Here is a 14,930-nt window from a genome sequence, read left to right as displayed (position 1 = left end):
ATAAACTAATAGTAGTTGTAATTTTGGCTTTTTACGGTTTTAGACACTATGCAAAGTTATATCGATCAACTTAATGAAGCTCAAAGAGCACCTGTATTACAGAAAGATGGCCCCATGATTGTGATTGCTGGAGCAGGTTCAGGAAAAACAAGGGTATTAACCTTGAGAATCGCCTACTTGATGCATCTAGGTGTGGACGCTTTTAATATTTTATCACTAACCTTTACCAATAAAGCAGCACGAGAAATGAAAAATCGTATTGCTCAAATTGTAGGGAATAGTGAAGCCAGAAACCTTTGGATGGGAACATTCCACTCCGTTTTTGCCCGTATTTTACGTGCAGAAGCAGATCATTTGGGATACCCAAGTAACTTCTCTATTTATGACTCTCAAGATACTCAGCGCTTAATTGGGCAGATTATCAAGGAGTTGCAGTTAGATAAAGACGTATATAAACCCAAAGAAGTGGCAAGTCGTATTTCTACTTATAAAAACAACTTGGTAACGGTTAAAGCGTATTTTAATGACCAGGAGCTACAAGAAGCGGATGCCATGAGCAAACGACCGCGTATTGGTGAAATTTATGAACATTATGTAGAGCGTTGCTTCAAAGCTGGAGCGATGGATTTTGATGATTTATTGTTAAAAACCAATGAGTTGTTAACTCGTTTCCCTGATGTTTTAGCTAAATACCAAGACCGCTTTCGCTATATCTTAGTGGATGAGTATCAAGATACCAATAACTCCCAGTACTTGATTGTACGTGCTTTATCGGATCGCTTTCAAAATATCTGTGTAGTAGGAGATGATGCTCAAAGTATTTATGCCTTCCGTGGAGCGAATATCAATAATATTCTAAACTTCCAGAAGGATTTTGACAATGTTCAAACCTATCGATTAGAACAAAACTATCGCTCTTCTAAAAATATTGTAGAAGCAGCGAATACCATTATAGATAAAAATAAAGTGAAGCTAGAAAAGGTCGTTTGGACAGACAATGACTTTGGCCCCAAGATTAAAGTACACCGTTCTTTAACCGATGGAGAGGAAGGCCGTTTCGTCGCTTCAACTATTTTTGAAGAAAAGATGCAAAATCAAAAAAACAACAGTGATTTTGCTATTCTATACCGTACCAATGCACAATCTCGTGCCATGGAGGATGCCTTGAGAAAAAGAGATATTCCATATCGTATTTATGGAGGATTATCCTTCTATCAACGCAAAGAAATTAAAGATGTATTAAGCTATTTACGCTTAATTATCAACCCTAAAGATGAAGAAGCTTTAGTGCGTGTAATCAATTACCCTGCACGTGGAATTGGGGCTACAACCCTCGATAAATTGACGATTGCAGCCAACCACTATAAGCGTTCTATTTTTGAAGTGATGACGCATATCGATAAAATTGATTTGAAAATCACAGCGGGAACAAAAAATAAATTGACTGATTTTGTCAACATGGTAAAGGCTTTTCAGGCGTTAGAGGAAACGAAAGACGCGTATGAAATGGTAGAACATGTAGTGAAAAAGACCGGATTAGTACAAGAGCTACGCAAGGATACCACTCCAGAGGGAATTACGCGTATGGAAAACATAGAGGAATTACTCAATGGTATCAAAGACTTTATTGAAGGACAACGCGAAATTGATGGGGCTAGAGGTGCTTTATCCGAGTTTTTGGAAGATGTAGCTTTGGCAACTGATTTAGATAAAGATACTGGAGATGATGATCGCGTGGCTTTAATGACGATTCACTTGGCAAAAGGTTTAGAGTTTCCAACCGTTTTCTGTGTGGGAATGGAAGAGGATTTGTTTCCTAGCGCTATGAGTAGTAATACTAGAACGGAGTTAGAAGAGGAACGACGATTGTTCTATGTGGCTTTAACGCGTGCTGAACATCAAGCGTATTTGACCTATGCACAATCGAGATATCGCTGGGGAAAATTAATCGACTGTGATCCGTCTCGTTTTATTCAAGAAATTGATGATCAATACTTAGAGTTTTTGACCCCTGTAGAAACGAACTATCGCTATACACCTAAAATTGACGCAGATATTTTCGGAGATGTGGATAAAAGCAAGTTGAGATTGGCGAAACCAGTTAATGGAACACCACCGGCTTACTTGAAAAATAACGAAGAACCTACGTTAGATCGAAATATCCGAAAATTGAAACCCGTTAATGCCACTTCCTCAACAAGTAGTAAAGGAGGAGATACTTCCAACAGTGGTCTTGTAGTAGGGCAACGCGTGATGCATGAACGATTTGGACAAGGAGTAATCTTAAATCTGGATGGAGTAGGAGCAGACCGCAAAGCTGAAATCAATTTTGATGTTGGTGGAATAAAAAAACTACTACTGCGATTTGCGAAGCTTCAAGTTTTAGCGTAAATTGTATAAAACAATAAAAATCAACGATATGGCACAGTTTGTGAAGATTTATCCAGAAAATCCAAGTGAAAAGGAGATTAATAAGGTGGTAGAAGTTCTACGCAATGGAGGATTGATTATTTATCCAACGGATACCGTATATGGATTAGGTTGTGATATAACAAATACAAAAGCATTAGAGCGAATTGCTCGCCTAAAAGGCATCAAATTAGAGAAGGCGAATTTTTCTTTTGTGTGTCATGATTTGAGTAATATCTCAGATTACATCAAACAGATTGATACATCAACATTTAAAATCCTCAAAAAGGCACTACCAGGTCCGTATACCTTTATTCTTCCAGGAAATAATAACCTGCCGAAAGAGTTTAGAAAAAAGAAAACGGTGGGAATCCGTGTACCTGACAATAATATCGCGAGAGAAATCGTACGCAAACTGGGAAATCCTATTGTTTCTACTTCTATTTACGATGAAGATGAAATTTTAGAGTATACAACAGATCCTGAATTGATCTTAGAAAAGTGGGACAATAAAGTAGATTTAATTATTGATGGGGGATATGGTGATAATCAAGCGTCTACCGTTATTGATTTGTCCGAATTTGAACCTGAGATTATAAGAGAAGGAAAAGGATCAATTGATATTTTCTAAATTAGAGGAACAAAAATCAAATATTTTTTAAATTTAATAAAGTCAAATCCAAGAATAAATGGGACATATGCAGAATTAAATTAGGGAAATTCAAACCTAATTATTATTTTTGTATCTGTTTATTTTTAAAGCTAAACGTATTACACTATGAATTTACATGAATTTCAAGGTAAAGAAATATTAGCTAGCTACGGAGTTAGAGTACAACGTGGTTTAGTAGCTAACAACGCAGATGAAGCTGTTGAAAAAGCAAAACAACTTACAGAAGAAACTGGTACAAGTTGGTATGTAGTAAAAGCTCAAATCCATGCTGGGGGAAGAGGTAAAGGAGGAGGAGTAAAGTTAGCTAAAAACTTAGATGAAGTAAAAGAGCTAGCTGGAAAAATCATCGGAATGGACTTAATTACTCCACAAACTCCACCAGAAGGAAAAAGAGTAAATAGAGTATTAGTTGCTGAAGATGTATACTATCCAGGTGAAAGCGAAGTTAGTGAGTTCTACATGTCTGTATTATTAGACCGTGCTAAAGGTAGAAATATGATTATGTATTCTACTGAAGGAGGAATGGACATCGAGGAAGTTGCTGAGAAAACGCCACACTTAATCTTCAAAGAAGAAATCGATCCTGCTGTAGGATTACAAGGTTTCCAAGCAAGAAGAATTGCATTCAACTTAGGTTTATCAGGTAATGCATTCAAAGAAATGGTTAAATTCGTTGATGCATTGTACAATGCTTACATCGGAAGTGACTCTTCTATGTTTGAAATTAACCCAGTATTAAAAACATCTGATGATAAAATTTTAGCTGTTGATGCTAAAGTAACAATCGATGACAACGCATTATACAGACAAAAAGTATATGCTGAGTACAGAGATATCACAGAAGAGCGTCCAATCGAAGTAGAAGCTAAAGAAGCAGGTTTAAACTATGTTGATTTAGATGGAACTGTTGGATGTATGGTTAACGGTGCTGGTTTAGCAATGGCTACGATGGACTTAATCAAATATGCAGGTTTTGAACCAGCAAACTTCTTAGACGTAGGAGGAACAGCAGACGCTAAACGTGTTGAAATCGCTTTCCGTATCATCTTAAAAGATCCAAACGTAAAAGCTATTTTAATCAACATCTTCGGAGGAATCGTTCGTTGTGACCGTGTTGCTCAAGGAGTTGTAGATGCTTACAAAAACATGGGTGACGATATTAAAGTGCCTATCATTGTACGTCTTCAAGGAACAAACGCTGAATTGGCAAAAGAATTGATCGATCAATCAGGTATGCCAATCTTATCAGCTGTAGCTTTCCAAGAAGCAGCAGACCAAGTAAAAGCAGCTTTATCTTAATCAGATAAATCAGTATATAAAAAAAGCAGTGAACTTTTGTTCACTGCTTTTTTTTTTGGACTAAAATGATTTAGAATTTCAAATAATACGTTTTTATTGATGCTAAACTTAGTTGAATTCTGATATAAATCCTGTTTTTTTAAAACATGTTGATTTGTTAATTTACTTTGATTTTGATCTCTTGTTTAAGAGGGGTAAAGAAAGGGTTGATAGAATAACTTTTTACTTTTAAAATGTTTTATGATGCTATAATAGCGATTATTAACATGTTTGATGAAAGAAAAAAGGCAGATGAATGAGGTGACGAATTAGAAAATACAGCGGTGTTTTTTAGTTTAATTGTATCGTTGAGTATATGTGATGATTGCTGTTTTGCGTAGGAAAAACGAAGTGATTTAACCTTAAAAACAAATGCTTATGAAGGATTTTTTTACACAAAGTCAGAATTTCATTGGTTCACAACAGACGGGAATCGATCCAAGAACGGGTGCTTTCACGCTAAATTTACCTTTAGCCACGCTCAATGCGAATTACGGTATGGGTCCTGAGGTCTCCTTGTCTTTAGCAAGTAGTTCATTAAATCAGGCGGATGAGGGTTTTGGTATTGGCTTTGGCCTTCCTTTTACCACCTATGACTATCAAAATCAACTGCTTCGACTCTCCACGGGTGAGCAGTATTTAGTGGAGGAAGATAGCGATGATTATCAAGGCGAACTTGTTGTGAAACAAAAGAAGTTAAACAACTTTATCTTTGAGCGCTTTAATGGGGATGATGATCAAGAAGGGTATTATAAAGTAACCTATAAATCGGGATTAGTTGAGATTTTAGATAGCCCATCTTCCTCTTATTCGATCAAGAATACGGTGAGTATTCAGACGTACGAAGGTCATGCGGTTTACTTGAAATGGATGGGGGACAATGCTCGTTTAATTTCTATTGCTGATGATCACCATACTTTAGTAGAGATTAGTTACTTTGATCTTAATGCTCCTGTTGTTTCCGTTTTCCCTGGAGAGGAAGAAGCCTACGAGATCCAATTTACCCTTGGCAATGGTAAATTGGAAGAAGTGAAACAAGTGCAAGAAAACTACACTTGGTTTCTCTACTACACAGCGCAGGGATTCATCAAGGAGATCAAACACCCCACAGGACTCATCGAAACGATTGATTATCAGTTTGACGTTTTTCGCTTTCCCGATAATGTATATCCAGCTTTACCCGCTGCTGTTAAACACAGACGTTCTCCAGGGAACGGACAACCCGATCTTGTTTCTAGTTTTAAATTTAATTATAGTTCGCAGAATAACTACTTAGGGTATCAGGAGGGGATTGGTGGAGTTGAATTTGAATCGAATCGCGATAATTTATATGCGGTGATGAGCAATTATTTCTATGATTCTGAGGAAGTACAAACGCAAGACAATTTGACTATTAAAACAGTACGCACGTATAATAATTTTCATTTAAATACCAGAGAATTAACAAGTTTTTATTTTGGTAATCAAACAAGGAGCATTCAGGTAGATTTGGAGTATTACGCCATTATCGGAATTCCCTTTGAGTATCAACCCAATAAGTTTCAATTGGTCAAAGAAAAGACCACGACCTGGCGAGATTCCAATGGAACCCGTCAAGAGGTTCACCTCACTGAGTTTGATACAGACGGGAATCCGACCTTGGAGATTCAACCCAACGGCAGTCAAACGACAATGACTTGGTACGATGCCGATGGAGAACGCGGTTGTCCGGCAGAACCCCATGGTTTTGTGCGCTTTTTAAAAGAAAGCATCACCATTCCCAATCAGGATGACTACGATACCCCCATTCAAATGGAATCCTATACCTATACTAATTTGGGAGATTCTGACTTGATTGTCGCCGAACAGTTGTCCAAATACAGCGATGATGAATTGCTACAAACGCGTTTTTTCGAGTATGAGCAGGATTCCAGTAGTTTGGATTATGGTCGTATGACTTTTATTCACGATAAATTATATGCCGATGGGGCGTATTCTACGGCTTATGATTCCTATCAAGCCTTTGAGTTTACCGTTGATGACGATGAAATCACACAAGAGACTATTTTTACCGGTCATGATGGCTGTGAGGCCGCTACTAGCACTACCTCTAGTGCTTTTACCCACCGCGTGTTGAGCCAGATTAGTGCACAAGGGGTTGTGAGCTCTTATAGCTATGATTCGATGGGTCGAATCTTGCGCTCCACTTCAGGCGGAAGGTACGGCTTATGAAAGTTCTACATATTGGGAGTATGAGCTGACTTCTAGTGGCCCTGTTACGCATTATACCGATGCTTTGGACAATCAGGCGAAAGTGTATTTTGATGGCTTAGGACGCGAGCTGCGCAAATACGGCTTAGATCGCAAGGGAAGTGGTCAATGGGAAGAAATTCTCAGTCAGGATTACAATGCAGCGGGTCAATCCAGCCAAAAAACGGTTCGCGATGTACAAACCTCCAATAACCGAAAGGTTACTTATTCCATCCGCACCAACATCTCTTATGATGGTTGGGGGCAAATGATGATGCTTCAGTTTACCAATGGGATAAAAGCCCATCAAGAAGACAATCCCGTTTGGTTAACTTCTTCGCGCTGGCAAAGTGGAGGAAGCATGCGCAGCGGACAGTGGAAAAAAACGATGCACTACAAGAGTCAGCTCTTGGAAAAAGAAGAGCGCATCAATTTGCAAGGACAGGTTGTTGGAACTAAGTTGTACGCTTGGGATGGCTTGGGGCGTTTGCGAGAAGAAGTTGATGAACTAGGACATAGCGTAGAACGCACCTATGATGCTTATGGACGCGTACTCACCCAAACCCTGCAAGACGGAACAACGCTAGAATATACGTATGTTCCCTATTTAACAGGAAGTGAAATCGCTCGAATTGAGGTGAGCAGTTCTGATGGAAATTGGGTATTGGGCGAGCAAGAATTTGACAGTTTGGGTCGCTTGCTTGAGCAACAAACCGGTGGTCGCACCACCTCGTACGACTATGAGGATGCTTCCCCTGTTCCTTCTACCGTGACGCAACCCGATGGAACCACCATTGAGTACGCCTACATTGCGGAACTAGGCAATGCCATTACTCAAATTGAGGCGGATGATTTGACCCAGGCCTTTGAATACGATAGCACAACGGGTGCATTAATCGAATCGGCAGATGGAATGGCCTCCAATCAGAACTATTGGAACGACTACGGGTTACTTGAAACAGAAACGCTAACAGTCAATGGCGATGCTTATGATATGGATTACCAGTGGACCTTGAGAGGAGAACCCGCTTCGCATAGCGACATTACAGGCGCACAAACGCAGTATGAGCGCGATGAGCATGGCAGTGTGAGTCGCATTGTCGATCAGGATGTAACGGCTGATTTATTCTATGATGCCTTGGGACGCCTGGACAAGAAAATAGTAGAAGACAACCATTCCTACACTAAAATCGAAACGGAGTTTGAATACAATGAATTCGATCAGCCGTTGGTGGAAATCATCAAGGACAGCAAAGGCACACAATTGCGTTTAGAGCGAAGTTGGCTTTCCAATGGATTGCTAAACAGACAAGTAACTAAGTTAAACGGCAACAGCATTAAAGAAGAGGATTATGCCTATGACGTGCGCAATCGCCTGGTGGAATATAGCATCAGTGGGAGTGAATTTCCAAAGGATGGTTATGGACAGGCTTTTCGTAAACAAATATATGAATACGATGCGTTGAATAATTTACTAACGGTGGAAACCACACTGGAAAATTATCAGGTGGATGTGGCGGAATATCACTATGAGAATCATGCCGATCCGACACAGTTGACCAGTGTGACGCATTCCCATGGATCTTATCCTGCAACTATTGAATTGGAATACGACACCTGTGGACGCATGACAGTGGATGAAGCAGGTAGAAACCTGAGCTATGACGCTTTTGGACGACTTGTTGAACTAGAAGGGCCGCAAGATAGCACTTACCAATACAATGCAAATAATCAACTGGTCAATCAAACCGTAGCAGGAGATCAGAACTGCCAGCTGTATTACCGCGCAGGAGAACTGGTCAATCAAGTACTAGTGGAAGAGAATAAGAAAGTGCGTTGGATTAAAAGTGGAGCAACCTGCTTGGCGGTCAACGATGATCAGGATGTTACCTTAACGGCAAGTGGGCAGAATGAGAGCTTGTTGTGGTCGGTGAAAAACAGTGATTCCCAAGGAGAACTACACCAATATGGAGCGTACGGGCAGGGAGAAGCAGAAGAATATCTACCTGCTTTTAATGGGGAGCGAAAAGATCCAATCAGTGGGCATTACCACTTGGGTAATGGATATCGTTCGTATAGTCCAGTCTTGATGCGTTTTACTTGTCCCGATAGCATGAGTCCGTTTGGAGCAGGTGGAATTAACGCCTACGCCTATTGTGCTGGCGATCCGATTAACTTCATTGATCCTTCGGGGCACAGTGCCATGGGAACAGCGGGGTTGTTCTCTGGAGGGGTAATTTCGCAGGGATTGGCCCAATTAGGTGCAGTCGGAGGAATTGCCTTAGGGATTATTGGAATTGTTAGTGCTGTTGCAACCTTTGGTGCTTCTGTGGCTGGAATGGGCGTTGCGATGGCGAGTATATCCCTGACCCTTAGTTTAGCTGCAGAGGCAACAGGAATTGCTAGTATTGCTGTTGGCAATAGTGATCCTGAGCTATCGGCTAAATTAGGTTGGGCTTCGCTGGGATTGGGAATTGCGGGTTCAGCAACGGGAGCTTATTCTAAACCGAAGACAGGAGCACCTCTGATGATGAGTAAGCAAAATATTTTAAGCGATTCTTTCACAGAAGGATCTTTTGCTAATGAAGAGATTTATACCGCTATAAATAGGAGGGGGCAAGAAACTAGAATACATATTTTAACTGCAGAGAATTACGATATAGAAAAGTCTAATACAGTTATTTTATTTGCACATGGAGGCCCTTTAATAGAAGAACGAAGCTTTACATCTTCATCTAGTGTTGGTTTTTATGCTAATAGAGGAGAATTACATAGCATGGACTTACTAAGAACGCTTAAAGGAAGGCAAGATTTAGGTTTAATAAGAGATCTTTATATGCCAAATACAAGTATTCCTAATCAACTACTAACTGCTCCATACTTGCCTATGAAGAATCATGAGACAGGAATGAAATATTATTCTTCTAAAGAGGTAGCTCTAGATAGTATTCGTACTGCTATGAATGAACATCCCAATAGTTTTCCACATGCTGTAGCAGTAATTGGCACAGAACATCCGGTGCCAATAGGAAGTGTAATCCAATTATTAGAAAAAGATTATAAAAATATTTATGTTGCGTGTTGCCGTAGACTGAGGACGACTTAAAAATAAGAAAAAGTACTAGTGATTAAGGTCTATTCCAGTTTCAATGAGTAATAATTTTATTACACGTAAATGTACTTAAAAATAAGTGTTAGGGATTAGGTTTAGTACTGAAGCATAGATTTTTCTTTTTTTGAATATAGTTTAGGGGGCGAATTTCATTCGCCCCCTAAAAATATTATTTATTTCTAAAAACTAATTCATCGTTAAATGAATCGAGTAAAATCATACTCTCTGCTTTGACATTACCAGCCAAAATTTCTTTCGAAAGCTTGTTCAGTACCTCGCGTTGAACTACTCGTTTTACAGGTCTTGCACCAAATTGTGGGTCAAACCCTTTGCGAGCTAAGAATTCTTTCGCTTCTTTTGTAGCTTCTAGGTGAATGTTTTGCTCACTTAACATTTTCATCACTCCTTGGAGTTGGATATCAACAATTTGAAGGATGTTGTCTTGCGTTAAAGGAGTAAACATGACCACTTCATCAATACGGTTCAAGAATTCCGGACGTACCGATTGTTTCAACACATTCAATACCTCTTCTTTTGCCTCTTCAGATGCTTGTTCAAGGTCATTGATTTGCTCAAATTTCTCTTGAATAATGTGACTACCCATGTTGGACGTCATAATGATAATCGTATTCTTAAAGTCAGCCAAGCGTCCCTTGTTGTCCGTTAAACGTCCCTCATCCAATACTTGAAGAAGAATGTTAAACGTGTCAGGATGCGCTTTTTCAATCTCATCTAAGAGCACAACAGAATATGGCTTTCTTCTCACAGCTTCCGTTAATTGCCCACCTTCATCATATCCAACATATCCTGGAGGCGCACCAACTAAACGACTCACACTATGGCGCTCAGAGTATTCACTCATATCAATACGCGTCATCGCATTTTCATCATCGAAGAGATAGGTTGCTAGAGCCTTTGCTAATTCAGTTTTACCAACCCCAGTAGTTCCCAAGAATAAGAACGAACCAATTGGTTTTTTAGGATCTTGTAAACCAGCTCGACTTCTACGTACGGCATCACTAATTGCTTCAATAGCTTCTTCTTGTCCAACTACGCGTTTGTGTAGCTCATCTTCCAAGTGTAAGAGTTTTTCTCTTTCACTTTGCAGCATTTTAGTTACTGGCACTCCGGTCCATTTGGCTACTACTTCTGCAATATCATCACTCGTTACTTCCTCTTTGATTAAGGAATGCCCTTTTTGATTTTCTTCAAGTTGTGCTTGTGCTTTTTCAAGCTCTTCCTGTGCTTGTTTTATTTTGCCATAACGCAATTCCGCAACTTTTCCATAATCGCCTTCACGTTCTGCTTTCTCCGCTTCTAACTTAAAGGTTTCAATCTCTTGTTTACACGTTTGTACGCGGTCAACAACTTCTTTTTCAGATTGCCATTTCGCAAAAATCTCATTGCGCTCTTCTTTTAGGTTGGCTACTTCTAAGCCGAGCAATTTTAATTTATCTTCGTCATTTTCGCGTTTAATCGCTTCAATCTCAATTTCCAATTGCATGATTTTACGATCTAAAACGTCCAATTCTTCTGGCTTAGAGTTAATTTCCATACGCAACTTAGCCGCAGCCTCATCCATTAAGTCAATGGCTTTATCGGGTAAGAAACGGTTGGTAATATAGCGCTCAGATAAATTAACTGCCGCAATAATTGCTTCGTCTTTGATGCGTACTTTGTGGTGTGCCTCATATTTTTCTTTGATACCACGTAGAATGGAAATTGCACTCTCTGTATCAGGTTCATCAACGATAACCTTTTGGAAACGACGCTCTAAGGCTTTATCCTTTTCAAAGTATTTTTGATACTCATCCAAAGTGGTTGCACCAATTGAACGCAATTCTCCACGCGCTAGGGCAGGTTTTAAGATATTCGCAGCATCCATTGCACCTTCACCACCACCAGCACCAACTAAGGTGTGAATCTCATCAATAAACAAGATAATCTGCCCCTCAGAAGTGGTCACCTCTTTAACGACTGATTTTAATCGCTCTTCAAACTCTCCTTTGTATTTCGCACCCGCAATTAGGGCTCCCATATCCAAAGAGAAAATCTGTTTATCTTTCAAATTCTCTGGTACGTCTTGTTGAACAATACGATGCGCTAAACCTTCTGCAATTGCTGTTTTACCCACTCCAGGTTCACCAATTAACATCGGGTTGTTTTTCGTACGACGGCTCAAAATTTGCAAAACACGTCTAATTTCTTCATCACGTCCAATAACAGGGTCTAATTTACCCTCATAAGCCAATTTCGTTAAGTTATTGGCGTATTTGTTCAGTGAATTATAAGTTTCCTCTGCAGAAGCAGAAGTTACACGTGCTCCATTGCGTATTTCTTGAATAGCCGCTTCCAATTGCTTTTCTGTAGCGCCTTGATCTTTGAGCATCTGCGCTACTGTGCTTTTTGATTTGAATATCGCTAACAACAAATATTCAATCGATACGTACTCATCTTTCATCTTCGTCGCAATCGCTTGTGCTTCTGTTAAAGCAGTAGCTGCATCTCGAGATAAACCGATTTGTCCACCTTCTACTTTAGAAAAACGTTGAATCGTTGCATCTAATGCAGATTCAAACGCACTCACGTTGATGTTTAATTTCTTTAAAATAAAGGGCGTAACATTTTCATCTACTTCTAAAATAGCTTTGAATAAATGTTCGTTCTCGATTTGTTGTTGGCCTAATCCCTGCACAATAACCTGTGCACGTTGCAAGGCTTCTTGTGATTTTATTGTAAAATTGTTCAAGTTCATATTCTAATTTTTTTGTGTTGTATCATACTTTTTACAAGATGTATTCCAATCTTAAATTTACGACTTTCTGTCCAAAATATTTTCTATATTTGTATATAATTGTGACAAAACGTCATTTATTAGGGAAGGATAATTCTATTTAACTGAAAAAATGTCTTATGAACTGGATTGAACTAACAGAAACTGCTGCTTTATCAGAAGTAATTGCCAATACATCAACAAAACCTTGTATTATTTTTAAAAATAGTACGACTTGTTACATTAGTAAAATGGCGTTGAGAAATTTTGAACGCTCATTTACAAATCCCACAGAAGTTGCTTGTTATATGGTAGATGTAAAAAAGGACCGCTTGGTTTCTTTAGATATTGCTGATCGATTTCAAGTACAACATGAATCTCCTCAATTGTTGATTATTGCGGATGGAAAGGTGGTTTTTCATACCTCTCATGAAGGAATTGACGGAGTTGAAACAGAGAAATTATTGTTGAGATTATAAAATAAAGAACAAAAAAAGTCTACAGGAATGTAGACTTTTTGTTTTTATGATACTTTGCTTATAGATTAGAAACAACATAAATGTAAATAAGCAGTAGTGGGGACTTACTGTATCTTGTATATAAAAGATAAATTACATCATAATAGTTAGAGCATACAACAAATATTGGGTGAAGATTCTCAATCTTTGAGGGAATCATTTACCTCTAAGTTTTGGATTGCATATCTTGACGAATACTACTTGTTGGGTATAGCTCCAAGCAATAGGTAATAAAATAATCAACTAGATCTGTATTCTTTTGTTTGGCGTAGTACGAAATAATATACCTCAGATAAGCTTCGTTGGGCTGAAATTCGAAATGTAAGGATTCACTTAAACGCTTAAAAGTAGTGCGAACTAAAGCAGGATCTTGTTGAATGGCTTTGAAATTTAAGGGATAATCCTCAAAAATGTAACGCAATCCGTCTAAGTTTCCTTTCATTGGAATAGTCCCGTGATTTTCGCCCTCATATTGTTGAAAGCGATAGGTTAGATGTTTCGGTTGATGCTGAGTTAAATACGTATTAAATGCCTGAATAGCGCTATAGTGATCTTCCAAATGACCTTTGTTTTCACTATCACCAACCTGAGTTAGAAATAGCTTTCGATGTTGAAAATCTTTCGTCGCATTTGCTTGATAAGAGTGAAGGATATAGGTATCATCCCACCAAATACTAGGATCATGCACAATATAGGCTTGAAACATACTCGTATAGTTCAGTAAGTTGTTTAAAGCGGTGATACCACCAAAAGAATGCCCAAGTAGAATAGCATAGGCATTCGTTCTAAATTCCTGCTGTACAAATGGTTTAACTTCCTTTTCCAAAAACTGAAAGAATAAGTCATTCCCTCCTGATTCTCCTTTGATCTTTGCTTTTTGCTCCGCAGTCATGACATTTTCATTTCGCACCGTTGGAGTTAAATCTCTGGTGCGATTCGTATTAACAATACCTACGACAATCATCTCCGGGATTGAAGGATAAGGATACTTAGACAGTTTCTCAATATAGGCTGTAAGATAATTGAAGTTACTTTCGCTATCCAACAGATAAACAACAGGATAGTGTTGTGGAGTTAAAGTACTATCGGTATAGGTTTTAGGAAGATAGATTTGAATTTTTCGATGCTCTTGTAAAATTTGAGATTCGAGGGTATACTCTTGGCCAATGACAATAGGTGTTTGCGCTACTAGATTGGACGTTGACAAGAATACCACAAGAAGCCCTACCAAATGCGGGAACGATAATTTCATTCTTTTTTTGAATTATTTTAAAAGGCAAAGATAATTGTTTATATTTATTCTAAATAAATTAAAAGTTTAAAATTTGGTCCAATCGGTAACGCATTGTAGTATGTACAATTTCAAATTCCTGTTCTATATATAATTGTAACGCTTTTGAATTTTGTTTCAGTACAAGCAGTTCGATATAATCTACTTGTTTTTGTTTTGCCCAATCTTTTACAGCTTGAATCAGTTGTTTTCCAATTCCTTGGTTTCGATAGGCTTCTTCAACATAAAGATCTGCAAAATTGAGATAGCGATGTGAGACAAAGCATTCGTATGGCAGGGTTTGTTCAATAAATAAAGCCGTCATCCCAACGAGTTGATCTTGATCAAAGGCAAGTAGAAATTCACCGTCTTCCTCTTCAATTGTTTCTTGTAGAAAGGAAAGAGCAGGGAGGTCTGCCTTAAAAGAATAAGGTTGATGACGTTGTAAATCAGCAAATTGTTTTTGATAAAGCAATTGAAGTGCTGGCATATCTTCTAAAACTGCAGGACGAATAATCATGATGTATATTTTATTTTTAAATGTACTGCAAAAATAAGAATACCATGGACGTTTTCTAGTTGATTTATTGACACAAGTCAAGAATTAA

General features: G+C 38.6%; 9 protein-coding genes. 6 read left to right on the top strand and 3 right to left on the bottom strand.

Annotated elements, in window-relative coordinates; genetic code table 11:
* Nucleotides 1–48: 48 nt before the first annotated feature.
* The 5 genes from M2306_RS06210 (at nt 49) to M2306_RS06190 (ending at nt 9,755) form a co-directional block, all read left to right on the top strand.
* Complete coding sequence (locus tag M2306_RS06210; protein ID WP_115090254.1) at nt 49–2,391, top strand: ATP-dependent helicase; 2,343 nt, start codon at nt 49–51, stop codon at nt 2,389–2,391.
* 28 nt (nt 2,392–2,419) lie between these two features.
* Nucleotides 2,420–3,040, top strand: coding sequence for an L-threonylcarbamoyladenylate synthase (locus M2306_RS06205; protein ID WP_115091630.1), 621 nt, complete (start codon nt 2,420–2,422; stop codon nt 3,038–3,040).
* Between the two features lie 147 nt (nt 3,041–3,187).
* Nucleotides 3,188–4,381: an ADP-forming succinate--CoA ligase subunit beta gene (gene sucC, locus M2306_RS06200; protein ID WP_006264963.1), complete on the top strand. Its 1,194-nt coding sequence runs from the start codon at nt 3,188–3,190 to the stop codon at nt 4,379–4,381.
* 417 nt (nt 4,382–4,798) lie between these two features.
* Nucleotides 4,799–6,631 carry a hypothetical protein gene (locus tag M2306_RS06195; protein ID WP_498882790.1) on the top strand — a complete coding sequence of 611 codons (1,833 nt, stop codon included), beginning with the start codon at nt 4,799–4,801 and terminating at the stop codon, nt 6,629–6,631.
* Nucleotides 6,576–9,755, top strand: a complete 3,180-nt coding sequence (locus M2306_RS06190; protein ID WP_498882789.1) for an RHS repeat domain-containing protein — start codon at nt 6,576–6,578, stop codon at nt 9,753–9,755. The genes M2306_RS06195 and M2306_RS06190 overlap by 56 nt, the downstream gene beginning before the upstream one ends.
* A 175-nt stretch (nt 9,756–9,930) precedes the next feature.
* Here the strand turns inward: M2306_RS06190 and clpB are convergent, their stop codons facing one another.
* Nucleotides 9,931–12,516 (bottom strand): ATP-dependent chaperone ClpB, encoded by a 2,586-nt coding sequence (gene clpB / locus M2306_RS06185; protein WP_259188506.1) that lies wholly within the window; start codon nt 12,514–12,516, stop codon nt 9,931–9,933.
* Between the two features lie 158 nt (nt 12,517–12,674).
* Between clpB and ytxJ the strand changes: the two genes are divergently transcribed.
* On the top strand, nt 12,675–13,013 hold the full coding sequence (gene ytxJ, locus M2306_RS06180; protein WP_002992253.1) for a bacillithiol system redox-active protein YtxJ: 339 nt from the start codon (nt 12,675–12,677) through the stop codon (nt 13,011–13,013).
* Between the two features lie 205 nt (nt 13,014–13,218).
* Here the strand turns inward: ytxJ and M2306_RS06175 are convergent, their stop codons facing one another.
* Together M2306_RS06175 and M2306_RS06170 are read right to left on the bottom strand one after the other, a co-directional pair.
* Nucleotides 13,219–14,304 carry an alpha/beta hydrolase gene (locus M2306_RS06175; RefSeq protein WP_259188508.1) on the bottom strand — a complete coding sequence of 362 codons (1,086 nt, stop codon included), beginning with the start codon at nt 14,302–14,304 and terminating at the stop codon, nt 13,219–13,221.
* Nucleotides 14,305–14,362: 58 nt separating this feature from the next.
* A complete protein-coding gene (locus M2306_RS06170; RefSeq protein ID WP_259188510.1) occupies nt 14,363–14,842 on the bottom strand; it encodes a GNAT family N-acetyltransferase in 480 nt (159 codons plus the stop codon).
* Nucleotides 14,843–14,930: the final 88 nt, after the last annotated feature.

This window comes from Myroides gitamensis (assembly GCF_029894455.1).
Taxonomy (GTDB): Bacteria; Bacteroidota; Bacteroidia; order Flavobacteriales; family Flavobacteriaceae; genus Flavobacterium; species Flavobacterium odoratum.
Note: the sequence above shows the minus strand (reverse complement) of the source record. Positions and strands in the feature narration are given on the sequence as shown.

Coding starts and splice junctions, on each gene's coding strand:
- M2306_RS06210 (WP_115090254.1), top strand. CDS start 49: ATGCAAAGTTATATCGATCAACTTAATGAAGCTCAAAGAGCACCTGTA.
- M2306_RS06205 (WP_115091630.1), top strand. CDS start 2,420: ATGGCACAGTTTGTGAAGATTTATCCAGAAAATCCAAGTGAAAAGGAG.
- sucC (WP_006264963.1), top strand. CDS start 3,188: ATGAATTTACATGAATTTCAAGGTAAAGAAATATTAGCTAGCTACGGA.
- M2306_RS06195 (WP_498882790.1), top strand. CDS start 4,799: ATGAAGGATTTTTTTACACAAAGTCAGAATTTCATTGGTTCACAACAG.
- M2306_RS06190 (WP_498882789.1), top strand. CDS start 6,576: ATGATTCGATGGGTCGAATCTTGCGCTCCACTTCAGGCGGAAGGTACG.
- clpB (WP_259188506.1), bottom strand. CDS start 12,516: ATGAACTTGAACAATTTTACAATAAAATCACAAGAAGCCTTGCAACGT.
- ytxJ (WP_002992253.1), top strand. CDS start 12,675: ATGAACTGGATTGAACTAACAGAAACTGCTGCTTTATCAGAAGTAATT.
- M2306_RS06175 (WP_259188508.1), bottom strand. CDS start 14,304: ATGAAATTATCGTTCCCGCATTTGGTAGGGCTTCTTGTGGTATTCTTG.
- M2306_RS06170 (WP_259188510.1), bottom strand. CDS start 14,842: ATGATTATTCGTCCTGCAGTTTTAGAAGATATGCCAGCACTTCAATTG.